Origin of the sequence: Tissierella praeacuta, assembly GCF_040396155.1 — a bacterium.
GTDB lineage: Bacteria > Bacillota > Clostridia > Tissierellales > Tissierellaceae > Tissierella > Tissierella praeacuta_A.
Window position 1 is genome coordinate 162,427 of the sequence record NZ_JBEBOY010000002.1, and the last position, 23,864, is coordinate 186,290.

Genomic DNA, 23,864 nt, shown 5'->3' on the forward strand with positions numbered 1-23,864 from the left:
GCAGGGGAAAACCTGCTTTTTTTATTGAAAAGGATTTCAAAAAAAATATTGTTCTGTTATAATACTATATAGTACTATAATTTTTTAATAGGTTGAAGCAATAAAAAACCTTTAGGAAGATATTTATTTTATTAAGATTTAGTCCATATTAGTAAGGGTATAATTTACTTAGGTAATTTTAATAATAGGTAATATAAAATAAATATAAGGAGGAATTAGTATGAAGACTGATGTTCAAATTGCTCAGGAAGCGAAAATGATGCCGATATCTGAGGTAGCGTCTAAGCTAGGGATAAATGAAGATAAGCTTATACATTATGGAAAGTATAAGGCAAAAGTCGACCTAAGACTTTTGGAGGAATTAAAGGACAAACCAGATGGAAAGCTAATCTTAGTTACTGCAATTAACCCTACTCCAGCAGGAGAAGGTAAGACTACTACAAATATAGGGCTTTCAATGGGTTTAAATAAAATAGGTAAGACTGCTATAACAGCTCTTAGAGAACCATCCCTTGGACCTAGCTTTGGTATTAAAGGAGGAGCCGCTGGGGGAGGATATGCTCAAGTAGTACCTATGGAAGATATTAACCTTCATTTTACAGGTGATTTTCATGCAATAACTACAGCTCATAACTTAATTTCGGCTTTATTAGATAATCATATTCACCAAGGAAATGCGTTGAATATTGACCCAAGAAGAGTAGTATGGAAGAGAGTTCTTGATATGAATGATAGAGCTCTAAGAGATATAGTAGTAGGATTAGGTGGAAAACCAAATGGTATGCCAAGACAAGATGGATTTGATATAACAGTTGCTTCAGAGATAATGGCAATATTCTGTTTATCAAAAGATTTGGAAGATTTCAAAGCTAGAGTAGGAGAAATCATCGTGGCATATAAATTTGACGGAAGTCCAGTATTTGCTAAAGATCTTCAAGCTCAAGGTGCAGTAGCATTACTTATGAAAGATGCTGTAAACCCTAACCTTGTTCAAACATTAGAAAACACACCAGCATTAATCCATGGTGGACCGTTTGCAAATATTGCCCATGGATGTAACTCAATGTTAGCTACAAAATTAGCCCTAAAAATGGCAGAATATACAATTACAGAGGCAGGATTTGGTGCAGATTTAGGCGCAGAGAAATTCTTTGATATTAAATGTAGATTTGGTGGATTAAAACCGGATGCTACTGTTATTGTAGCTACAATAAGAGCACTGAAATACAATGGTGGAGTTAAGAAGGATGAATTAGGTTCTGAAAATCTAGAAGCATTAGCTAAAGGATTTGAAAACTTAGAGAAACATATTGAAAATATTAATAAATTTGGAGTACCTGCTATAGTGGCTATCAATAAATTCCCAACAGATACTGAAGCTGAACTTAATTACGTACTTGAAAGATGTAAGTCATTAGGTGCAGAAGCTGTATTATCAGAAGTATGGGGTAAAGGTGGAGAAGGCGGAATAGAAATGGCTAAGGCTGTAGTAGAAGTATGTGAAACAAAAGAATCCAATTTCAAGACCTTATATGATGTTGAAGACTCAATTAAAGCTAAGATTGAAAAAATAGCTAAGGAAGTTTATGGTGCAGATGGAGTTGACTTTACTAAATCTTGTGAAAAAACAATTGCTAATATAGAAAAGTTGGGATTTGATAAGATGCCAATTTGTATGGCAAAAACTCAATACTCACTTTCAGATGACCCAACTTTACTTGGTAGGCCAAGAGGATTTAAAATTACAGTTAGAGATATAAAGGTATCTAGAGGTGCAGGTTTCTTAGTAGCTTTAACGGGAGAAATCATGACAATGCCAGGATTACCAAAGGTTCCAGCTGCAAACAATATTGATATATTGCCAAGTGGAGAAATAGTAGGATTATTCTAAATAATAGCTGGGCAAAGACCCAGCTATTATTATCCCTATGTCATTTTAAACACTTTAGGATAAAACTATAATCTATTAGGAGGAAGAAATATGGAATTTAATTCAAAAATAAAATCTGATCAGGTAGATAAATTTTTTGAGGCAATTTTACTTCTGGACAATAAGGAGGAATGCTATAGGTTTTTTGAGGATATATGCACTATAAAGGAAATACAAGCAATAGCACAAAGATTAGAAGTTGCAAAATTACTTAAAGCGAATAAGACTTATAATGAGATAGAAGCAGATACAGGTGCTAGTACAGCAACAATAAGCAGGATAAACAGGGCTTTAAACTATGGTGCAGAGGGATATAATATTATATTAAGAAAACTTGGTATAATAGATTAGTGAGGGACCAAGAGTCCCTTGTTTCTTATTGTAATACATAAAAGAATTGAAATAATAGTAGTGTATAATTTTGATTTAAGATATTGATATGCTATAAATGATTTTAGATTAAGATAATAAGGCAATGACCAGTTAAAGGTTATTGCTTTTTATTATATGGATAAACTTGTTATGATTTGTGTATTAAGGGTATTTATCTAAAGAATGTATAAAACTTGGGATAGAAAGAAGGGGTAGAAATGATGTGGAAAGATAAATACAAAGTAGGGGTAGAATTAATTGATGAACAGCATAAGGAATTATTTAAGCGTTTATCAGAGTTTATCCAGATTGTTCAAAGTAAAACTACTGATTGGGATGAAAGATTGGACAAGGTAAAAGAAACAATGGAATTTATGAAAGAGTACGTAGTGTTTCATTTTGATGATGAAGAGGCATACCAAGCAAAGATCAACTATCCAGATATTGAGATACACAAAGAAGCTCATAGAAAATTTAAAGAAGGAATTAATGACTATGCTAGGATTTTTGAGGAAGGCGGATTTACGGAGGAAAAGATGCAAGAGTTCAGTGCTAAGCTTATGACATGGCTAATTATGCATGTTGGTAAAATGGATCAAAAGATTGGAGAATATGTAAGAGAAAAAGGAGGACAAGATTAATGAAAGCAGAATATATAAACTCCTTTTATAAAGCAACTCAGGATGTATTTCAATTAATGCTTGATACAAATGTTGAAAGAGGTAATTTAAAAGTAGTAGATGATATGGTTTGCAGTAAAGAAGCAAATGTCGTCCTTGGGGTTACAGGGGATTTAAAAGGTACAATTTTATTTGGTTTTACTAAAGATATGACATTGGAAATGGTAAAGATAATGTCAGGAATGGAAATGGATGAAATTGATAACTTTGTATCATCAGCATTAGGTGAGGTAGCGAATATTATTGGAGGAAATGCAATAACTAATTTAACTAATCATAATTATATATGTGATATTGCTCCACCACAAATAATCATAGGGAAATATAAATCTATTTCCATGGCAAACAGAAAGGCATTACTTATGCCCCTAAAAACACCTATCGGTGAATTCGATATTAATATATTTTTAGCAGAAAATTAAATTTTAATTGTATTGTATAATAAATATTACTAATATATAATTATATTAAAGGATATAATTGAGATAGGGATAAGGGGAGGTGCAAGTATGACTAATGAAGAATTTCAAATATTAGTATTGGAGAAATTGGGAAACTTAGAAATCGGACAAAATAATTTAGTTGATGGACAGAAACGATTAGAAAAAAGACAAGAGAACTTAGAACTGAGACAAGGGAAACTAGAAGAAGGACAAGGAAGACTAGAAGAAAGACAGAAAAGATTAGAAGAAAAACAAGAAAAGTTAGAAGATAGACAAATAAAATTAGAAGAAGGGCAAATAAGACTAGAGGAAAGACAGGAAAGATTAGAAGAAGGTCAAGTGAGATTAGGACAAAGACAAGAAAAATTAGAAGATAGTCAAAAAAATCTATTGGAAAATCAAAATGACTTAATGAAAGCACAAAAAAGTCTAGAAGAAGGACAGAAAGAAATTCTTATAAAACTTGAAGGTGTAATAGAACAGACTGCTAATTTAACGGAATTCAGACATGAAATCAAACAAGAACTTGCAGAAATAAAGTCGAATATATCAAGAATAGAGATAGCTACTGCTGATAATTGGAGTGACATCGCAAGACTGAAGGCAGTAAGATAATATAGTTTAAGAACTCATTATGGGTTCTTTTTTGTTTTAATTGAAAAGTTACATTTATGATGTTACTCCCAGATATTCTGTTTACTAACTAAATAGGATATTTTGGTGGTGTTTTATGGTTTTAATTGTTATTAGATTAAATTAAATATTGATAAATTAATATTTTTTCTTACTTCATTGGAATAATGTCCTATTTATTATATAATAGGAAAGAAAGAAACGAATGTTTAGAAAGGTGTGGAGTAATGGATTACCTAAATGGATTAAATGATAGACAGAGAGATGCTGTATTACATACCGTAGGACCTCTGCTTATTTTAGCAGGGGCAGGGTCAGGAAAAACTAAAGTAGTAACTCATAAAATAGCATATTTAATCGAAGAAAAAGGAATTTTCCCGGGAAATATTTTGGCAATAACCTTTACAAATAAAGCTGCAAATGAGATGAAAGAAAGGGTAGCCAAGCTATTATCGACAGATGTAGATAATATGTGGATGGGTACGTTTCACTCGATCTGTGTTAGAATACTTAGACGAGATATTGATAAAATCGGATATAATAGATCTTTTACAATATATGACAGAGATGACCAGATAACATTAATAAAAGAGTGTATAAAAGAAAAAAATCTAGATAAGGACACATATAAGGAATCTTCGGTTTTATCTCAGATTGGCAAATTAAAAGATGCTATGACAGATCCAGATAAATTTATAAATCAAAATTATAAGGATTTTTATTTAAGGAATATTGGAGAATTATATGCTCTATATCAAGAAAAGCTTAAGCAATATAATGCATTAGATTTTGATGATTTAATAATAAAAACAGTACAGCTTTTAAAGTCAAATTCTGATATCTTAGACTATTATCAAAGGAAATTTCAATATGTGTTTGTGGATGAATACCAAGATACAAATAAGGTACAATATGAATTAATTAAGTTGCTATCAGACAAGTATAAGAATATTTGTGTGGTAGGAGATGAGTCGCAATCTATTTATGGTTGGAGAGGAGCTGATATTACTAATATCCTAAACTTTGAAAATGATTTTCAAGGATCTACAACTATAATATTGGAGCAAAATTATAGATCTACACAGAATATACTTAACTTAGCCAATAGAGTAATAAAAAACAACTCTGAAAGAAAAGATAAGAATCTATGGACTGAAAATAATGAGGGGGAACCTATATATTATGAAGAGTTGCCAGATTCTGAAGATGAAGCATTATTTGTAGCTAGTAAAATAGATGAACTAATATCTCAAGAGTACAGTCTATCTGATTGTGTTATACTTTATAGAACCAATGCTCAATCTCGTTCTTTTGAAGAATCTTTTATGAGAAAAAATATTCCATATAAAATCGTAGGAGGACTTAAATTCTATGATAGAAAGGAAATAAAGGACATAGTAGCTTATTTAAATGTACTAGAAAATCCAGTAGATAATATTTCGCTTAAAAGAATAATAAATGTTCCTAAAAGAGGAATAGGAAATGCGACTATAGATAAATTGGAGGAATTTGCATCAGAGACCAATGATTCTATTTATGGAGCATTATTATCTTTAGATAAGATATCGGATTTAAATTCTAGAGCAAAGAATAGTTTAAAGCCATTTATAGATATGATGAATAAGCTTATAGCTATGAAGGAAATAATGGGAGTAAAAGATTTTATAGAGGAAGTTATTAATACTACAGGATATATTAAGGATTTAGAAAGAGAAGATACTATAGAGGCTCAAACAAGAATAGAAAATATTAAAGAGTTTATATCTGTTGCAATAGACTTTGAAGCACGAATGGGAGAAAGTAATTTAGAAGAATTTCTAGCCAATGTAGCTTTACTTTCAGATGTAGATAAAACATCTGACACTACTAATGTAGTTACAATGATGACTGTACACAGTGCTAAGGGGTTAGAGTTTCCAACTGTATTTTTAGTTGGTATGGAAGATGGACTATTTCCTATGACTAGAGCATTAGACAATGAGTCACAATTAGAAGAAGAAAGAAGACTTTGCTATGTTGCCATCACTAGGGCGAAAAAGCTATTATTCATAACCAATGCAAGAGTAAGGACAATTTATGGGAATGTAAACTATACCCTACCATCTAGATTTATTGATGAAATGGGAGATGCTATAGAAAGAAAAGAAAAGAAAAATATTAAGGAGCAGCTAGTATCAGTAAGGGATTTTACAGCTAAAAAAGAAAGATTTTCCCCTAAACCATTTGTAATGCAAGTTCAGTCTAAACCTCAAGGTGATATAAATTTAGATGTAAGTGTAGGAGATAAAGTAAAACATAAGAAATTTGGAATAGGCACTATAGTTCAAATAAAGGATAGAGATAATGATAAGGAATTAGTGATATCATTTGATGGAGAAGGTCTAAAAAGATTGCTTCTTTCCATTGCTCCTATAGAAATATTGAGGTGATATTATGGATAATGAAAAAAGAATAGAAGAACTTATAGAGATAATTAGTGATTTGAATTATCATTATTATACCTTAGACGAGCCTAAGGTATCTGATAAGGAATACGATTTATTATATGATGAACTAATAAAATTAGAAAAGGAAACTGGGATAATACATCTATATTCTCCAACGCAGAGAGTAGGAGGAGAGTTAGTAGATAAGTTTGAAAAACATACTCATTTAGGGAGATTGTGGAGTTTAGATAAGAGTCAAAATGAAGTAGAGCTAATTAACTGGGATAATAGAGTTAGAAAGGCTATAAATGAATACAATTTATCTAATGAAGATAAACTACCTAATCCAAAATATATAGTGGAATATAAATTTGATGGACTGACTATAAACCTTACTTATAATAATGGATTATTGGTACAAGGTGCTACAAGGGGAAATGGAACCATTGGAGAAGCTATATTACCGCAGCTTAAGACCATAAAATCTATTCCTTTAAAGATAGATTTTAAAGGAGTTATGGAGGTACAAGGTGAAGGGTTAATGCCTTTATCTGCATTGGAGGAATACAATAGATATGCATTAGAACCCCTTAAAAATGCTAGAAATGCAGCAGCAGGAGCTTTAAGAAATTTAGATTCTAAAGTGACAGCAGAAAGAAACCTAATAGGATATTTTTATAATATAGGATATATAGAAGGAAAGACATTTCAAAAACATACTGAGGTATTGGAATTTTTAAAAGAAAATAGATTACCTGTTTTTCCCTATGTAAAAGAATTCGAATCAATAGAAGATATAATTAAGGAAATTGAAATAATAAAGGAAGAAAGGCATAATCTAGATATATTAACTGATGGACTAGTTATAAAAATAGATGATATAAGAACTAGGGAGATTCTTGGTTATACAAATAAATTTCCCAGGTGGGCAATAGCTTATAAATTTGAGGCAGAAGAGACTACAACAAAATTATTAGAAGTAGTATGGAATGTTGGAAGAACATCTAAGGTAACGCCTACTGCAATACTAGAGCCAGTGGAAATTGGAGGAGTTACAGTTAGAAGGGCCACATTGAATAATTATGACGATATTGAAAGAAAAGGAGTAAGGATAAACTCGAGGGTACTTATTAGAAGATCCAATGATGTTATTCCAGAGATATTAGGAATAGTTGAAACAGATGATGAAACTTATGAAATAGAAAAACCTATACATTGTCCAGCATGTAATTCCGAACTGATTCAAAATGGAGTTCATATATTTTGTCCAAATTCATTATCTTGTAAACCACAGTTAGTATCAAGACTAGTTCATTTTGCTAGTCGAGATGCTATGAATATAGAAGGATTTAGTGAAAAGACAGCAGAAAAGTTTCTAGAGGAATTAGATATAGTAGATTTACCTCAGATATATGAAGTAAAATATGAGGATTTAATTAAATTAGAAGGATTTAAGGATAAGAAGACAAATAATTTATTGGAAGCTATAGAAAAATCTAAACATATATCCTTAACATCTTTTATATATGCGTTGGGAATAAATAATGTGGGCATAAAAACAGCAAATGATTTAGCGAATTATTTTAAATCACTGGACAATCTAAAAAAGGCAACCTTTGAAGAATTAATAACTGTAGGAGAAGTTGGAGAGATAATAGCTAATAGTATTTTAGAGTTCTTTCATGATGAAAGAATATTAGAAAGCCTAGATAAGTTATTATCTGAAGGTGTAAATCCATATTTTGAAGAAGTTGAAGTACAGCAATCTATATTTACAGATAAAACTGTAGTTATTACAGGTACAATAGAGGGACTTAGTAGGAATGAAATAAAGGATATTGTAGAGAAAATGGGGGGGAAAGTAACAGGTTCTGTTAGTAAGAAAACAGACTATGTTATAGTAGGAGAAGACCCAGGCTCTAAATATACTAAGGCATTAGAATTAGGCATTGAGATAATAAATGAGGAAACATTATTACAATTAACAAAGAATAATTGAAAAATTAAAGCAATAGTTATAAAATATTTTTATATATTTAGTTGAGTAGACAATTTTTAGATATTAATTGTTTAGTGTTTTAATTCTCGATTTTCAATTGAATAATTAGGAGGGTAAGATTATGATTACTAAGGAACAGGTAGAACATATAGCTAATTTAGCTAGATTAAAGTTCTCAGAAGAAGAGATAGATGAGTTTACAAATAAGTTTGCAGAAGTTCTAGAATATATAGAAACATTAAATGAAGTAGATACAGAAAATGTGGAACCTACTTATCAAGTTAATAATCATATTCAAGTATTAAGAGAAGATATAGTAGAAGAAGGAGAAGGATTAACTAGAGAAGAAGTCCTTCAAAATGCAATAGAAGAACAATATGGATATTTTAAATTACTAAGGATAGTGGAATAAGAAGGGGTGAGATAATGGATATTACAAAATTATCAGCATTTGAAATGAGAAAGAAAATACATGAAAAAGAAATATCAAGTAGAGAATTGATTGAAGCCCATTTTAATAAAATAGATGAAATGGAAAAAGATATAAATGCTTTTATATCTTTAAATAGAGAGGAAGCCTTAAAAGCGGCAGATAGAGTAGATGAAAAAATAAAGAATGGTGAAGGAATAGGATTATTAGCAGGATTACCTATAGGGATTAAGGACAATATTATGACCAAAGATTTGAGAACTACTTGTGCATCTAAGATGCTAGAGAATTTCATTCCACCATATGATGCAACAGTTGTAGAAAAAATTAAATCTGCCGATGGGATAATTATAGGAAAGACTAATATGGATGAGTTTGCTATGGGCTCATCTACAGAGACTTCATATTTTGGACCTACTAAAAATCCTGTTGATTTAGAAAGAGTACCTGGAGGGTCCTCTGGAGGATCAGCTGCAGCAGTAAAGGCTGGAGAAGTAGCATTAGCTTTAGGTACAGATACAGGAGGCTCTATTAGACAACCAGCATCTTATTGTGATGTTGTAGGGATAAAGCCAACCTATGGTATAGTATCAAGATATGGTGTGGTTCCTATGGCTAACACATTGGATCAAGTAGGAGTATTTGGAAGAGATGTAAAGGATGCTGTCTTTATGTTATCTTCCATAACTGGATATGATAAGAAAGACTCCACTTCTTTTAATAATCCAGAAGGAACTATAATATTTGGAAGTTTTCCTGAGAAAATAGATTTTAACAATTATTTAAAAGGAATGAAAATAGGATTTCCTAAGGAGTTCTTTAATGAGGGTGTAGATGATAGCATTAAAGAACAAACAACTAAATCAATTAAAATATTGGAATCTTTAGGTGCTGAAGTAGACGAGATTTCTTTACCCCATTTAGAATATGGTCTATCGACTTATTATATTATATCAACATCAGAAATTAGTTCTAATTTAGCTAGATTTGATGGTGTCAGATATGGATATAGAGCCAAGGAATATACTACATTAGATGAATTATATATAAACTCAAGAACTGAAGCCTTTGGAGAAGAAGTAAAAAGAAGAATAATGTTAGGTACTTATTCATTAAGTAGAGGATATGCAGATCAACATTATAAAAAGGCATTGAAAATAAGAACTTTAATAAAAAAAGACTTTGACAAGGCTTTTAATAAATATGATATAATCATATCTCCTACATCTCCTATGCTACCATTTAAGTTTGGAGAAAAAACTAAAGATCCTTTATCCATGTATATGGCGGACTTATTTACTGTTCCAGTTAATCTTGCAGGTCTTTGTGCAATGAGTATACCATGTGGATATGTAGATGGACTTCCTGTAGGTCTTCAAATAATCGGAGATAGATTTAAGGAAGCAAATATTATTAAAGCGGGGCTAGGATTTGAAGGAGGACTAAAAAATGAGCTATAAAACTATAATTGGACTTGAAATCCATACTGAACTTATGACTAAAACAAAAATGTTCTGTAGCTGTACAAATGCTTTCGGTAGTGAAGCCAATACACATTGTTGTCCTGTTTGTATTGGACTGCCTGGAGCACTTCCTGTGATAAATAAAACTGCTGTAGAATATGCCATAAAGGCAGGGATTGCCTTTAATTGCGAAATAAATACTAGGACTCGAATGGATAGAAAAAATTATTTTTATTCAGATTTGGTTAAAGGTTATCAAATTTCTCAAGATGATATACCTTTATGTGATGGTGGTTATATAGAGATAGAATTGGAAAGTGGAACTAAAGAAATCCATTTGCAAAGGATTCATATAGAAGAAGATACAGGAAAACAAACACATACAACAGATGGAGATACACTAATTGACTACAATAGATCTGGAGTACCTCTAATAGAAATAGTAACAAAGCCAGAGATGAATACAGCAGAGGAAGCTAGATTATTCCTTGAAAAACTTAAAGAAACTCTAAAATATATAGAAGTATCAGATTGTAAAATGGAAGAAGGCTCCCTTAGATGTGATGTAAATATAAATGTTGTGGATAATGAAACTGGAGCCAAAACTAATATTACAGAGATTAAGAACTTAAACTCCTTTAAAGGTGCAGTAAAGGCTATGGAATATGAAGAACAAAGACATATAGCTCTTTTGAAGGAAGGAAAAAATACTGTTAAAGAAACTAGAAGATGGGATGAAGTAAAAAATGAAACTATAACTATGAGAGCAAAAGGAGAGGTAGCAGATTATAGATATGCTGCTGATGGAGATATATCACCTATAGAAATTAATGATAAATGGATAGAAGAAATAAAAAATAACCTTCCAGAGTTACCTCATGATAAAAAGGAAAGATTTATTAAGGAATATGAGCTGGAAGAATATGATGCGGGAGTATTGACATCATCTAAAGAATTAGCTTCTTTCTTTGAAGAAACTATAAAACATATAGATGATTCAAAATTAGTCAGTAATTGGATTATGGGAGATGTTTTAAGGAGATTAAAAGACGAAGAAGTAGAAATTCAAGATACTTCTCTTACTCCAGAGGCTCTAGCAAAGTTAATATCTATTGTTAAAGAAGGTAAAATTAATAATAATACTGGAAAAAAAGTATTAAAGGAGATTTTCGATACAGGTAAAGACCCAGAAACAATAGTAAAAGAACAAGGATTAGTTCAAATTAGCGATGAGGGAGCATTAAAAGAAATAGTAGCAAAAGTCCTAGATGAAAACGAGCAATCTATTATTGATTATAAAAATGGTAAAGATAGAGCTATTGGATTTTTGGTGGGACAAATAATGAAAGCATCAAGGGGCAAGGCTAATCCTCAAATTGTAAATAAAATGATTATAGATATGATAAATGAAAGATAGATGGGAAACCCCGTCTATTTTTTTATACCAAGCTCTATTCAGATAATTTTAACTTGAAAAAACATTCAGAATACAATACAATTATAATAATAATTATTATTCATGGCACATAAAATATTTTAAGGAGGGATATTATGGCTAAGAAAAAGGTAAGTCTTACATTACGAGTTCTTATTGGACTCATACTTGGATTAGTTATTGGAATTATAGTTTTCCAATTACCTAGTGGAATAATCAAAGATGTAATTTTAATCAATGGAATCTTTCAATTAATTGGTCAGATATTTTTAAGAGGAATAATGATGCTTGTAGTTCCTTTAGTTTTTATTTCATTAGTAAATGGTGCTGCGAACATTGGAGATGTAAAGAAATTAGGCAGGGTTGGAGTAAAAACCGTAGGCTTTTATCTAACCACTACTGCCATAGCTATTGTCATTGCATTGATATTGGGATTTTTCTTAAAACCTGGAGTTGGATTAGATATGTCTGCTATAGAAGTGGTAGAGCCTACAATAAATCCTAAAGTACCACTTATTCAAATTTTATATGAAATGGTGCCTAAAAATCCTATAGCTGCAATGGCTGAAGGTAATATGCTCCAAATCATTGTATTTGCTATACTAACAGGTATAGGTTTATCTTTATTAGGCAAAAAAGTCGAATTTTTATCAAAATTATTTATCAATTTAAATGATCTAATAATGAAGTTAGTAGAAATAGTAATGTTATTTGCACCAATAGGAGTCTTCGGCCTTATAGCAAAAACCTTTGCTACAGTGGGATATTCGGGAGTATTACCTTTGATTAAATATATACTTACAGTATATGTTGGACTAATAATTCATATGTTCTTTGTTTATGGAGGTCTTTTAAAAGGATTAACGGACTTATCACCAAGGGTATTCTATAAGAAATTTTTACCAGCAATGTCAGTAGCATTTTCTACTGCCAGTAGTAATGCTACAGTTCCAGTATCTTTGGAAATAGCAGAAAAGGAATTAGGTATTTCAAAGAATATTGCATCTTTTACTATTCCATTAGGAGCGACAATTAATATGGACGGTACTGCTATAATGCAGGGTATAGCAGTGTTTTTTATAGCTCAAGTATATGGATATGAACTAACTCTGGGGATGATATTGACCGTAATACTTACTGCTACTTTGGCATCCATAGGTACTGCTGGGGTCCCAGGAGCTGGTACCATAATGCTTTCTATGGTACTTCAGTCAATAGGTTTGCCTTTAGAAGGAATTGGATTACTTATGGGTATAGATAGACTTGTGGATATGGGAAGAACTGTTACAAATATTACTGGTGATGCAGTATGTACTGCAGTAATAGCAAAACAAGAAGGAGAATTAAATATGGAAATTGCAAAATCATGATATATGGAAATAGGATCTAAAAATGGATCCTATTTCTATGTATTTTAAAATAAAAAAATATTTATTATTGATAATTAGAAGTGGTATAATATTACGAAGGTAAGTTAAAAAAGCAAATGGCAAAACTGAAATGTAAATGTGAACTATGTCAAAATCAGGAGGTGCACTTTGAGAGAAAAGATTGTAATTGCAATTGGCGGTAATGCAATAATATCTGAAGGACAAAAGGGAACAGCAGAGGAGCAGTATAGCAATATAAATAAAATGTGTCCATATATTGCAGATTTAATCGAAGATGGATATAAAATTATATTAACTCATGGAAATGGACCACAAGTAGGAAATATACTTTTACAAAGTGAAGCTGCTAAGGATAAGATTCCTGTACTACCTATTGATGTATGTGTGGCTGAGACCCAAGGTGAACTAGGTTATATGATAAAACAATCCCTAGGAAATTTACTAAAAGAAAGAGGCATTAAAAAGGATGTTGTTTGTATACTATCACAGGTATTAGTTGATGAAAATGATTCAGCATTTAAGGAACCAACAAAACCAATAGGACCATTTTACAGTAAAGAGGAAGCAGAAGAAATTGCTGAGACTAAAAATTATATAATGGTAGAAGATAGTGGCAGAGGGTATAGAAGAGTAGTACCATCTCCACGACCTTTAGATATTATTGAACAATCAGCAGTAAAGGTATTAGCAGACAGCGGAACTATAGTGATTACTGTAGGAGGCGGTGGTATCCCAGTTGCTAATGATAATGGAATGCTTAAGGGTGTAGAGGCTGTTATTGATAAGGACTATGCATCGTCTTTGTTAGCAAATCAAATAGATGCGGACTTCCTTGTGATTTTAACAGGAGTTCCACAGGTAGCAATAAACTTTGGGAAATCAAATCAACAACTTTTATCTGAAATATCTTTACAGGAAGCTAAAAAATATTATGAAGAAGGACAGTTCCCAAAGGGAAGTATGGGACCAAAGATAGAGGCAGGGATAGAATATTTAGATAGAGGTGGAAAAAAGGTAATTATCACTTCTTTAGATCTTTTAAAGGAAGCAATAGAAGGAAAAGCAGGGACAATGATTATAAAATAGATAGTAAAAACACCCTTGGATAAATAATAACTTATCCAAGGGTGTTTTGCTACTTGTTCCTTTAAAGTTCTGGAGAGTTTATGGATTATCTTTTTTTTCTTTTTCAGTAAAATAAGGGCAATCTTTTGTAGGAGTGTTGGATGGAGGAATAACCGATTTTAAAGAACATAAACCATCATCTTCATATATACATTTTTCAGAACAAGGTATCATCAAATATAAACCCTCCCTTAATATAATTGACAATGGAAAGTGGAAGAATAAAGTTAGTATAGAATAGCAACTTATTATTTAATTACTTTATAAATATCTTAATTATTAATTATCCATTGCTTTAATTATTCTATCCAAAATAAGTTTAAATATTATTAAAAGATATTTTAAAGTGTACCCAAAGTGTATAAAAAGTGTTATACATATGGTACAATATAATTGATTAAAATATAGAGGAAACACTTTAGGAGGTAGCAAAATGGAAATAGGAAAATTACCTAATGACGTTCTAGAGAAAATAGTTTTATCAAATATAACGAATAAAAGAAAAGAAGTATTAGTCAGAGCAGCAGTAGGAGAAGACAATGCTATAATTGACCTTGGAAATAATTTATGCGTAATGAGTACAGATCCTATTACAGGAGCAACTAAAGATATTGGAAGACTGGCAGTACATATTTCATGCAATGATGTATCTACTAGTGGTGCAGAGCCTATAGGGATATTGATTACTATTTTGGCACCACCTGATACTACAGAAGAAGATATAGAAAATATAATGAAGGACGCAGGAGAAGTAGCAAAGGAGATAAATGTAGAAATAGTAGGAGGACATACAGAGATTACTGATGCAGTAAATAGAATCGTATTAAGTACAACGGTTATCGGAAAACAATCTAAAGAAAAACTTCCAGATTCGAGAAAGATAAATATAGGAGATAAGATATTAATTACTAAATATGCAGGAATAGAGGGAACATCCATAATTGCAAAAGAGTTGGAAGATAAATTGATTGATAAACTAGGAAAAGATAAACTTCAAATAGCACAAAAAATGGATAGTATGATTAGTGTAGTTAAGGAAGGCATTATCTGCGGTAAAATTGGTGTAAGATATATGCATGATATTACTGAAGGAGGAGTTTTAGGAGCAGTTTGGGAAGCTGCTAAGGCTACTGGTAAAGGAGTAAAGATATTAGAAGAATTGATACCAGTTGAAGATGTAACTAGAGAAATTGCAGATATAACAAATATAGACTTATATAGATTAATATCTAGCGGTTCTATGTTAATTATTGCAGAAGAGGAAAAGGTTTCTATAATCAATAATGAATTGGAGAAAGCTGGGATTAAGAGTACAGTCATAGGAGAAATCATAGAAAAAGGCATTATATTAGAGAAAAATGGAGAAAATTATGATGTAAAACCACCGGAAGCTGATGAATTATATAAAGCATTATCCTTCCAAAACTAATATTACATTATGATTACAAAATTCGGAATTCGTTGACATAATAATTGACTAAATGATATAACTAAAATAGGCAGATTTTACTAAGGGTAGTAGGACATGGGAGGTAGATAAATGAAAAAATGGAAAGTAATGCTGTCACTATTTGTGGTATTATTCTTGTTTAGCCAAATAGGACATGCAGACAACAACAGAATTCAAGTAAGTATGAATGGTACTAAGGTATCTGTAAAACCAGTGCCGATTATTATGGACGGACAAGCGATAAACACTGAATTTCCCTCCTTTGTTCATACTAATAGGACTTTAGTTCCTATTAGATTTGTAGCAGAAATCTATGGTGCTGAAGTAAAATGGGACCAAAAGACTCAGACTGCTACAGTAGTTTACAAGGACAAGGAAGGAATTTTCACTATAAATAGTAATAAGGCTGTAATAAACGGTGAAAAGAAAACTTTGGATGAGTATGCCATTCCTAGATTAGCAACTTTAGGAAATAAAGGTACTAGAACTATGGTTCCGTTAAGATTTGTCAATGAAGTATTTGGCTATGAAACTGGTTGGGATAGTGCTAAAAATGTACCATATATTAATTCTAAACAAGAAGATAAACCAGAGATACCAGATAACGTAAGTGCTATAAAAGGCATTTCCATTGGAAAGGGAAGTACAGATAAGAACAAAATAGTTATAAACAGTAGTAAGAGTATTGTATATGAAACAATGTTTTTAGAAGATTTAAATAGTCTAGTTATAGACATTAAAGATTCTAAGCTCGATTTAGTCAATACTAAAGATACTCAAGGAAGTATAAATGTAAATGATGATATTATCGAAAAAATTGAGTATTCACAGTTTTCCTCAAATCCTAATATTACTAGAGTAGTAATAAAATTAAAGAAAAAAATGGAGAATAATATTTCACTAACAAATGATGGAAAGGATATGGTTGTATCATTTGGAAATAATGTAAAATCCATTACAAAGGAAATAATTGATGGAAAGGAAGCTATTGTAGTTCAAGGTACTTCTAAGATTAAGTCTAATATAATGAAACTTAAATCTCCAGAAAGGGTAGTAATAGATTTAATGGATTCTGTAATAGGAGATAATGTTCAATATAGTTACGATTATGATTTGGGATTTATTAAAGGCGTTAGAGTTTCACAGTTTAGTAGTGATAGTAACTATAGTTCTATGGATCAAATTGTTAGAGTAGTATTAGATGTAAAAGAAGGAGTATCTGAGCCAGATGTAAAGATAGATTATGCTGATGACAAAATTATAATCTATCCTGAAAAATCTTTATGGGAAAATATTTCTTATACTCCAGAGGGTGCTGATAAGATTTTTACTATTAACAATCTTGTGGAAACAGAATATACTGTAGACTATGAATCTGAAAGTAAATTAATAGAAATAACTATTCCAACAGATGATGTGGAATTAAATGAAGGCATTATGTCTATAAACGATGGACTAATAGATAAAGTTGAAGTAGTTAAAGATAAAAAAGACACAAAAGTTTATGTTAGACTTACACGAGATATAGAGTATATTTTACTCTCTAGAACATTTGACAGTAAAGTTTCTTTGTTAATAAGGAAAGGTGGTCAAAATGTTAAACCTTCAGGCAGACTAATTGTTATAGATGCTGGTCATGGTGGTAAGGACCCTGGAGCTACATCTGTCACTAAAAAAACAGAAAAAGAATTAAACCTTAGTATATCATTAAAGCTTAATGAGGCGTTGAAATCTTCAGGTTACAATACAATAATGACTAGAGATACAGATGAATTTATTGATTTGTATGAAAGAGCTAGAATAGCAAATGATAATTATGCTGATGTGTTTGTAAGTATACACGGTAACTCTCATGACAATAAGTCTATAGCTGGAATTCAAGTATTATATTGTCCGGCGACTAATTCAGATAAAAAAGGGGTAGACCAACATCCTTTTGCCAAGGTTATAATGGAAGAGTTATTAAAGGCAACAGGAGCAGTAGATAAAGGCATTGTTCAAAGACCAAATTTAGTGGTTCTTAGGGAAACAAAAATGCCAGCAGTTTTAGTAGAAACAGGATTTATATCCAATGCGGCAGAGGAAAAACTTTTGTATACTGAACAATATCAGTATAAAATAGTTGATGCTATTGTAAAAGGAATAGAAAAGTATTTGGAAATGTATTAATATATAAGCAAGGGAGACCTTGCTTATTATATTTTAAGGAGGAAATGGTATGGGCTTATTATTTGGATATTTTTTTATTTTCTTTGCAAGGGTAATGGATGTATCTTTGGCTACTATTAGGACACTAATGGTTGTACAAGGAAGAAAGCTTCAAGCAGCATTAATTGGATTTTTTGAGGTAAGTATTTATGTAACAGCATTAAGTAAAGTAGTGAGCAGTTTAGACAATCCCTTAAATCTTTTATCTTATGCACTAGGTTTTGCCTGCGGAAATTATTTGGGAATTACAATAGAAAATAAGATTGCATTAGGAAATTTAGCAACTCAAATCATTTTAAAAACATCTGATAATAAGGAATTAATTCAAATTCTTAGAGAAAAAGGGTTTGGTGTAACTGTTATAATAGGTCAAGGATTAGAAGGCAGTAAGGAAATATTAAATGTAGCAATAAATCGTAAAGACTTACCTAATTTAAAGAAAATAGTATATGAATATGATAAAAATGCGTTTATTACAGTAAACAATATTAATCCAATTAGTGGTGGGTATTTTGCATCTAACAAAAAGTAAAAGATAAATTAATCATAGTCTGACAACTCTTCTAATATAATGTAATAGTATAATTTAGGAGGGTTGATGATGGTGAACAGGAGAATAATATTATTTGGACTAATAATAGTCTTAGGTCTAACGGTACTAGGTATTGGGAAAAACCTTATTAATGATAGGTTATCAGCTAAGGATAATGACATAGAAATAATTAGTTCTGATCAAAAAGATGTAGAGGTAACTGAAGAAGAAGGAATGAGAAAGACGGTCATGTATTTTAAAGATAAGGATGGCTACCTAGTTCCTGTAATGAGAAAAATTCCTTGGGAGGAAGGAATTGCAAAAGTAACACTTAACAACATGATTGATAGTCCTCAACTTAGAGAAACCCTAAACCCTACTGGACTATTGCCTGTAATTCCAGCAGGTACAGAGGTATTAGGAATCTCTATAAATGATGAAACTGGTGTATGTAAGGTAGATTTTTCTGAGAAAGTTTTAGAAAATCAATCAGAAAAGGAAGAAGAAAATTTTATAAAGGGAGTAGTATATACTCTAACAGAGTTCCCAGCTATTAAAGAAGTACAAATTTTAGTTGGGGGAAAGGAATTGCCTTCTTTAAAATATGGGGCAGATGTTAGCAAACCTTTGGCAAGGGAAAATATTAATTTAGTTGGCAAATTGGAAGATGGTCGTTCTAAAGTGGTTGTTTATTATAAGGGAATGAATGAAGAAGAATTTGAATATTTTATACCAGTTACTATACCTACTTTAGCACCAGTGGCAAATGTATATTCTGCTTTAGATCTTTTATTTGAAGGACCGCCACAAGATGTAGGATTATTTTCAGATATTCCAAGGGGCATTATGCTTCAAGGGGTAGAAGTAAAAGATGGTACTGCATATGTAGATATATCCTATGATAGTTACTCAGACTCATCTGAAGATGGAATGTTTAGTGACATAGTAAAAAATATAGGTCTAACATTGAGTCAATTTAATGAAATTGATAATGTTGAATTACTTATAGATGGGGAAACAATAAATACTACGATTCCAGTTTTTGCTAATGAATATTAATAGGATAATAATTGCTAATAAAGGAATTGGGAAGCGAGCTATGCTCGCTTTTTCTTTTTCATAGAGAAATAGAATGGAGAAATATAGGACAAGTTTTTTGAAATAGATATTATTGATTTTCACTTGAACTAGTAGATTTTGATTGATTCTCAGGTTTTTTAGGATACCATCCTTTACTTACACGAACTTCCTGCTCAAATAATTCCTTAATACTCCAAAATAAAGTAAATCCTAAAACAGCCATTAATGAAGAAATGGCAATATTAGATATAAACATTGCAGTTAAATTGCATATGATACCTAAAATCAAAAATACTGGCCATGCTTTTTTTCCAAAATGATATTCTGTTTTTATAACAATAGGGTGAAATACACCAATAATAATAAATGCTCCAATGCCGACTAAGATTCCACTTATGTTCATTTAAATTCCCTCCTATAGAATAATATTTATCAGACAAATGTAAAAAAGTCAACAGTTTATATTCTCATTTTTATAGATAAAAGTATTTTTATTTGGTAAAATATAATAGCATAATAGATACTAAAATAAAGGAGTATATAACTAGACATGAGAAAAAGAAAACTTGTATTATCTACTAGTAATGAACATAAAGTAGAGGAAATAAAAAATATCCTTGAGGATTTATCAATAGAAGTTGTTTCAAAGAAAGATGTAGGTTTAGGAGATTTAGATGTAATAGAAGACGGAGAGACATTGGAGGAAAATAGCTTTAAAAAGGCAAAGGCACTCTCAGAAAGAGTAGATTATATGGTTTTAGCAGATGATACTGGTTTGTTTGTAGATGCACTAAATGGAGAGCCTGGAGTTTATTCTGCCAGATATGCAGGAGAAGAAGGAAACGATGAGAAAAACAACAATAAACTTTTACAGAAATTAGGAAACAAGTCTTTAGGTGATAGAAATGCTAAATTTGAAACAGTAATAGTATTAATAACTGAGAATAAAGAGAAGATAGTAGTATCAGGTGAATGTAAAGGAAAAATAGGATTTGAACCAAAAGGGAATAATGGATTTGGATATGATTCTTTATTTATTCCAAAAGGATATGATAAGTCATTTGGAGAATTAGGAGAAGAAACAAAAAATGAAATAAGCCATAGAGCAAAAGCATTAGAAAATTTGAAAGAAGAATTAAAGAATATGTTAGAGGTTGATTAATATGAGAATAGCAGTAGTTAGTGATACCCATGGAGATAACAAAGCTATTATAGAAAAGCTGTCAGAAATAAAAAAACCAGATATTTTATGTCATCTTGGAGACTATGTAACTGACGCCGTTAAAATATCTAAGGCAATAGGAGTCAAAGCTATAATAGTAAGGGGTAATGGAGATTATCTTCATAGTGAATATAAAGAGGATGAAATAATTGATATTAGAGGAAAGAAAATTCTTTTAACCCATGGACATAAATATAATGTGCAAAATGGAATGACCAATCTGTATTATAAAGGATTGGAATTAGGTGTGGATATGGTGTTGTTTGGACATATACATATACCTATTATAGAGAAAATAGGAGATATGATTATAATGAATCCTGGAAGTCCATCTTTGCCGAGAAATGCTGAAAAAACAAGGACTTTCGGTATGGTAGAAATTGAAGAGACAATAAAAACTAAAATAATTCAAATAAATTCATAATATGCTATTGACATTGTATTTAGAACCTGATATAATTTTAAATTGTTAGCGAATGGAGTTATTTTAAAAGGCATCACTGAGTAGCGAACTATGCGGGTATAGCTCAGTGGTAGAGCGCTGGCTTCCCAAGCCAGTTGCGAGGGTTCGATCCCCTTTACCCGCTCCAAATGTGAGCTTGCACCTATAGCTCAGTAGGATAGAGCAACGGACTTCTAATCCGTGTGCCGGGGGTTCGAATCCTCCTAGGTGCGCCAAAAAAAGTTTTAAATATGGTGGGTGTGGCCTAGTTGGTTATGGCGCCAGATTGTGGCTCTGGAGGTCGTGGGTTCGAATCCCATCATCCACCCCATATGCATCATCTGTTAACAAATAAAATTATATATGATCCATTAGCTCAGTCGGCAGAGCACCTGACTTTTAATCAGGGTGTCCCGCGTTCGAGTCGCGGATGGATCACCATTAATGCCTTATTAGGCATATGCGGGAGTGGCGGAATTGGCAGACGCGCTAGACTTAGGATCTAGTGTCATTGACGTGGGGGTTCAAGTCCTCTTTCCCGCACCATACATAGAATTGGCATTAGCCAATTTTTTTTATATATAATATTAATATGCACCAGTAGCTCAATGGATAGAGCACTTGACTTCGGATCAAGGTGTTGGGGGTTCGAGTCCTCTCTGGTGTGCCAACAATAGCCTTACAATTTTTGTATGTAAGGCTATTGTTCTGGTAATCCGTGTATAGAAATAATTAGCATTGAATTTGTAAAAATTTATTGATAAAATTATTACAAATTGGTATCTTGTAATTTATCTTAAAGCATGAAAATTGTTAATTATTAATTGGAGGTAAACTAATGAAGGAGCTAATATTCGGGCTTATTGGTGGAACGGCTTTATTGATGTATGGTGTAGATATGATGGGAGATGGTCTTGAAAAGGCTTCTGGAGAAACTATGAAAAAGATACTCACAGTATTAACTGGCAGAGTATGGAGTGCTTTTTTAGTAGGGATTTTTGTTACTGCAATAGTTCAAAGTAGTACTGCTGTTACAGTATTAACTGTTGGATTTGTTAATTCTGGGCTTATGAAACTCTCACAGGCAATAGGTATTATTTATGGGGCTAATATTGGCACGACAATAACGGCTCAGCTTATGGCATTTAGTTTTAAATTCAAATTAACAGATATAGCCTTGCCGGTTCTTGGCATAGGTTTTGGCATTAATTGTATCGTAAAAAACAAGAAAATTAAAAATATAGGTCAAGCTCTTATGGGCTTTGGAATGATGTTTTTAGGGTTAAAAATATTAAATGAAGGAGTTCCATATATGCAGCAAAGTGAAACTCTAAAATACTTTTTTACCCACTATGCGTCTATTCCAGCAGTTGGTTTACTTTTAGGTATATGTGTTACTGCAATGGTACATAGTAGTGCTGCTACAATTGGACTTGTAATGGTCTTAGGTCAAGCAGGACTTTTGGATTTACAATCAGCAATATATATTATTTTAGGTGATAATATAGGGACTTGCTTTACAGCACAACTTGCAAGTATGACAGGAAATATAAATGCTCGAAGAACAGCTTGGGGTCATACTCTTTATAATATTTTTGGAGTTTTATTGGCTTTTGTAGCAATGCCAGTATTTTTGAAGGCTATTGTATTTTTAACAGATTATTTTCCTAAGCCAGAAGCAGGTATATCAACATATATTGCAAATTCGCATACATTATTTAATTCAATAAATGCCCTAATATTTTTACCTCTAACAAAATTCTATGTGAAATTTCTTAATAAGCTAATAAGGTCAAAAGGAAATGGAACTAAGGAAAAGGTAATACTGGACAAACTTTTGATAGATACACCAGTGGCAGCATTAGAAGCTTCCAGGACAGAGCTTATTAGAGGTACTCAAATTTTAAAAGACATGGTTTCAGACGTAATGAATATGGTGTATACAGATGATAAAAGAAAAGTAGCTGAAATCATGGATAACGAGGCAGAAATAAATCAAATGCAGAAGGATTTAACAAGGTATATAGTGGAAGTTTCAAGAGTAGAATTGACAGAAAGACAATCTCTTATGGTGCCAGCTATGATAAGTAGTATAAATAATATTGAAAGATCTGGAGATAGGGTTATTGAAATATATACCTTATTTAATAGAAAAATAGATGGAAATCTTTCATTTACAGATGTTGCCATAAATGAATTAAAAGAATTAGAGAAAACTATTATTGAGCTATTTGATAATACTGTTATTGTTCTTAAAAAGAGAGATAATGAGATTATAAAAAGAATTGTTGAATTAGAAGATAGAGTAGATGAAATGAGTGAAACTTTTCAAGAGAACCATATAAGAAGACTTAATGAAGGGACCTGCAACGTAGATTCAGGAGTGCTTTTTATAGATATAGTAGGTCATCTTGAAAGGATTGCAGATCATATATATAAAATAGCCATGTATACAAAGGATGAATTATTTGGAGATAAGAGAAAATATAATTAAATGTATATAATAAATTGTAGAGTTCATTAATGGACTCTATTTTTATAAATAATAAAATTAACCTGTTGTGCTAGTAAATTTGAGATTAGATAAATTTACCAATTATTTT

At 31.5% G+C, this 23,864-nt stretch carries 21 protein-coding genes and 6 tRNA genes; 25 read left to right on the top strand and 2 right to left on the bottom strand.

Annotation, left to right across the window (positions count from 1 at the left end):
* The first annotated feature begins 220 nt into the window (after positions 1-220).
* The 12 genes from ABWP20_RS01980 to arcC all read left to right on the top strand — a co-directional run bounded on the left by ABWP20_RS01980 (position 221) and on the right by arcC (position 14,288).
* Complete coding sequence (locus ABWP20_RS01980; RefSeq protein ID WP_353093218.1) at positions 221-1,891, top strand: formate--tetrahydrofolate ligase; 1,671 nt, start codon at positions 221-223, stop codon at positions 1,889-1,891.
* Between the two features lie 90 nt (positions 1,892-1,981).
* The gene (locus ABWP20_RS01985) at positions 1,982-2,281 is read left to right on the top strand and encodes a YerC/YecD family TrpR-related protein (protein ID WP_353093220.1); all 300 of its coding nucleotides are present in this window, start codon (positions 1,982-1,984) and stop codon (positions 2,279-2,281) included.
* A gap of 239 nt (positions 2,282-2,520) precedes the next feature.
* Positions 2,521-2,943, top strand: coding sequence for a bacteriohemerythrin (locus tag ABWP20_RS01990; protein WP_353093221.1), 423 nt, complete (start codon positions 2,521-2,523; stop codon positions 2,941-2,943).
* Entirely contained in the window at positions 2,943-3,404 is a 462-nt protein-coding gene (locus ABWP20_RS01995; RefSeq protein ID WP_353093222.1) for a chemotaxis protein CheX, read from the top strand. Before ABWP20_RS01990 ends, ABWP20_RS01995 begins: the two co-directional genes overlap by 1 nt.
* Positions 3,405-3,491: 87 nt before the next feature.
* Positions 3,492-4,040, top strand: a complete 549-nt coding sequence (locus ABWP20_RS02000; RefSeq protein ID WP_353093224.1) for a hypothetical protein — start codon at positions 3,492-3,494, stop codon at positions 4,038-4,040.
* A gap of 245 nt (positions 4,041-4,285) precedes the next feature.
* The gene (gene pcrA / locus ABWP20_RS02005; RefSeq protein WP_353093226.1) at positions 4,286-6,487 is read left to right on the top strand and encodes a DNA helicase PcrA; all 2,202 of its coding nucleotides are present in this window, start codon (positions 4,286-4,288) and stop codon (positions 6,485-6,487) included.
* 4 nt (positions 6,488-6,491) lie between these two features.
* Positions 6,492-8,483 carry an NAD-dependent DNA ligase LigA gene (gene ligA / locus ABWP20_RS02010; RefSeq protein ID WP_353093228.1) on the top strand — a complete coding sequence of 664 codons (1,992 nt, stop codon included), beginning with the start codon at positions 6,492-6,494 and terminating at the stop codon, positions 8,481-8,483.
* Between the two features lie 121 nt (positions 8,484-8,604).
* Positions 8,605-8,895, top strand: a complete 291-nt coding sequence (gatC, locus tag ABWP20_RS02015) for an Asp-tRNA(Asn)/Glu-tRNA(Gln) amidotransferase subunit GatC (RefSeq protein WP_353093230.1) — start codon at positions 8,605-8,607, stop codon at positions 8,893-8,895.
* A gap of 14 nt (positions 8,896-8,909) precedes the next feature.
* Positions 8,910-10,373 (top strand): Asp-tRNA(Asn)/Glu-tRNA(Gln) amidotransferase subunit GatA, encoded by a 1,464-nt coding sequence (gene gatA / locus ABWP20_RS02020; RefSeq protein WP_353093231.1) that lies wholly within the window; start codon positions 8,910-8,912, stop codon positions 10,371-10,373.
* On the top strand, positions 10,363-11,793 hold the full coding sequence (gatB, locus tag ABWP20_RS02025; protein ID WP_353093233.1) for an Asp-tRNA(Asn)/Glu-tRNA(Gln) amidotransferase subunit GatB: 1,431 nt from the start codon (positions 10,363-10,365) through the stop codon (positions 11,791-11,793). Before gatA ends, gatB begins: the two co-directional genes overlap by 11 nt.
* A gap of 134 nt (positions 11,794-11,927) precedes the next feature.
* On the top strand, positions 11,928-13,181 hold the full coding sequence (locus ABWP20_RS02030) for a dicarboxylate/amino acid:cation symporter (RefSeq protein ID WP_353093235.1): 1,254 nt from the start codon (positions 11,928-11,930) through the stop codon (positions 13,179-13,181).
* A 168-nt stretch (positions 13,182-13,349) separates the two neighbouring features.
* On the top strand, positions 13,350-14,288 hold the full coding sequence (gene arcC, locus ABWP20_RS02035) for a carbamate kinase (RefSeq protein ID WP_353093237.1): 939 nt from the start codon (positions 13,350-13,352) through the stop codon (positions 14,286-14,288).
* A gap of 78 nt (positions 14,289-14,366) precedes the next feature.
* Here the strand turns inward: arcC and ABWP20_RS02040 are convergent, their stop codons facing one another.
* On the bottom strand, positions 14,367-14,504 hold the full coding sequence (locus ABWP20_RS02040; protein ID WP_353093239.1) for a hypothetical protein: 138 nt from the start codon (positions 14,502-14,504) through the stop codon (positions 14,367-14,369).
* 256 nt (positions 14,505-14,760) lie between these two features.
* Here ABWP20_RS02040 and ABWP20_RS02045 point away from each other — a divergent pair, with 256 nt between their 5' ends.
* The 4 genes from ABWP20_RS02045 (at position 14,761) to ABWP20_RS02060 (ending at position 19,576) form a co-directional block, all read left to right on the top strand.
* On the top strand, positions 14,761-15,756 hold the full coding sequence (locus tag ABWP20_RS02045; RefSeq protein ID WP_353093241.1) for an AIR synthase family protein: 996 nt from the start codon (positions 14,761-14,763) through the stop codon (positions 15,754-15,756).
* Positions 15,757-15,867: 111 nt separating this feature from the next.
* Positions 15,868-17,946: an N-acetylmuramoyl-L-alanine amidase gene (locus ABWP20_RS02050; RefSeq protein ID WP_353093242.1), complete on the top strand. Its 2,079-nt coding sequence runs from the start codon at positions 15,868-15,870 to the stop codon at positions 17,944-17,946.
* Positions 17,947-17,995: 49 nt separating this feature from the next.
* Positions 17,996-18,517 carry a DUF2179 domain-containing protein gene (locus tag ABWP20_RS02055; RefSeq protein ID WP_353093244.1) on the top strand — a complete coding sequence of 174 codons (522 nt, stop codon included), beginning with the start codon at positions 17,996-17,998 and terminating at the stop codon, positions 18,515-18,517.
* Between the two features lie 69 nt (positions 18,518-18,586).
* Positions 18,587-19,576 carry a GerMN domain-containing protein gene (locus ABWP20_RS02060; RefSeq protein ID WP_353093246.1) on the top strand — a complete coding sequence of 330 codons (990 nt, stop codon included), beginning with the start codon at positions 18,587-18,589 and terminating at the stop codon, positions 19,574-19,576.
* 109 nt (positions 19,577-19,685) lie between these two features.
* On the opposite strand, the gene ABWP20_RS02065 is transcribed toward ABWP20_RS02060, so the two are convergent.
* Positions 19,686-20,000 (bottom strand): DUF4491 family protein, encoded by a 315-nt coding sequence (locus ABWP20_RS02065; RefSeq protein ID WP_353093248.1) that lies wholly within the window; start codon positions 19,998-20,000, stop codon positions 19,686-19,688.
* Positions 20,001-20,147: 147 nt separating this feature from the next.
* Between ABWP20_RS02065 and rdgB the strand changes: the two genes are divergently transcribed.
* From rdgB to ABWP20_RS02110, 9 genes are all read left to right on the top strand, one after another.
* The gene (gene rdgB, locus ABWP20_RS02070) at positions 20,148-20,759 is read left to right on the top strand and encodes an RdgB/HAM1 family non-canonical purine NTP pyrophosphatase (RefSeq protein ID WP_353093250.1); all 612 of its coding nucleotides are present in this window, start codon (positions 20,148-20,150) and stop codon (positions 20,757-20,759) included.
* Position 20,760: 1 nt separating this feature from the next.
* Positions 20,761-21,243, top strand: a complete 483-nt coding sequence (locus ABWP20_RS02075) for a metallophosphoesterase (RefSeq protein ID WP_353093252.1) — start codon at positions 20,761-20,763, stop codon at positions 21,241-21,243.
* 92 nt (positions 21,244-21,335) lie between these two features.
* Positions 21,336-21,409: transfer RNA gene (locus tag ABWP20_RS02080), tRNA-Gly, on the top strand.
* Between the two features lie 11 nt (positions 21,410-21,420).
* Positions 21,421-21,497 (top strand) — tRNA-Arg (locus ABWP20_RS02085).
* 18 nt (positions 21,498-21,515) lie between these two features.
* A tRNA-His gene (locus ABWP20_RS02090) sits at positions 21,516-21,592 on the top strand.
* Positions 21,593-21,626: 34 nt separating this feature from the next.
* Positions 21,627-21,702: transfer RNA gene (locus tag ABWP20_RS02095), tRNA-Lys, on the top strand.
* Between the two features lie 21 nt (positions 21,703-21,723).
* A tRNA-Leu gene (locus ABWP20_RS02100) sits at positions 21,724-21,807 on the top strand.
* 48 nt (positions 21,808-21,855) lie between these two features.
* Positions 21,856-21,931, top strand: a tRNA-Arg gene (locus ABWP20_RS02105).
* 168 nt (positions 21,932-22,099) lie between these two features.
* The gene (locus ABWP20_RS02110) at positions 22,100-23,755 is read left to right on the top strand and encodes a Na/Pi cotransporter family protein (protein WP_353093254.1); all 1,656 of its coding nucleotides are present in this window, start codon (positions 22,100-22,102) and stop codon (positions 23,753-23,755) included.
* The last annotated feature ends 109 nt before the right edge of the window (positions 23,756-23,864 follow it).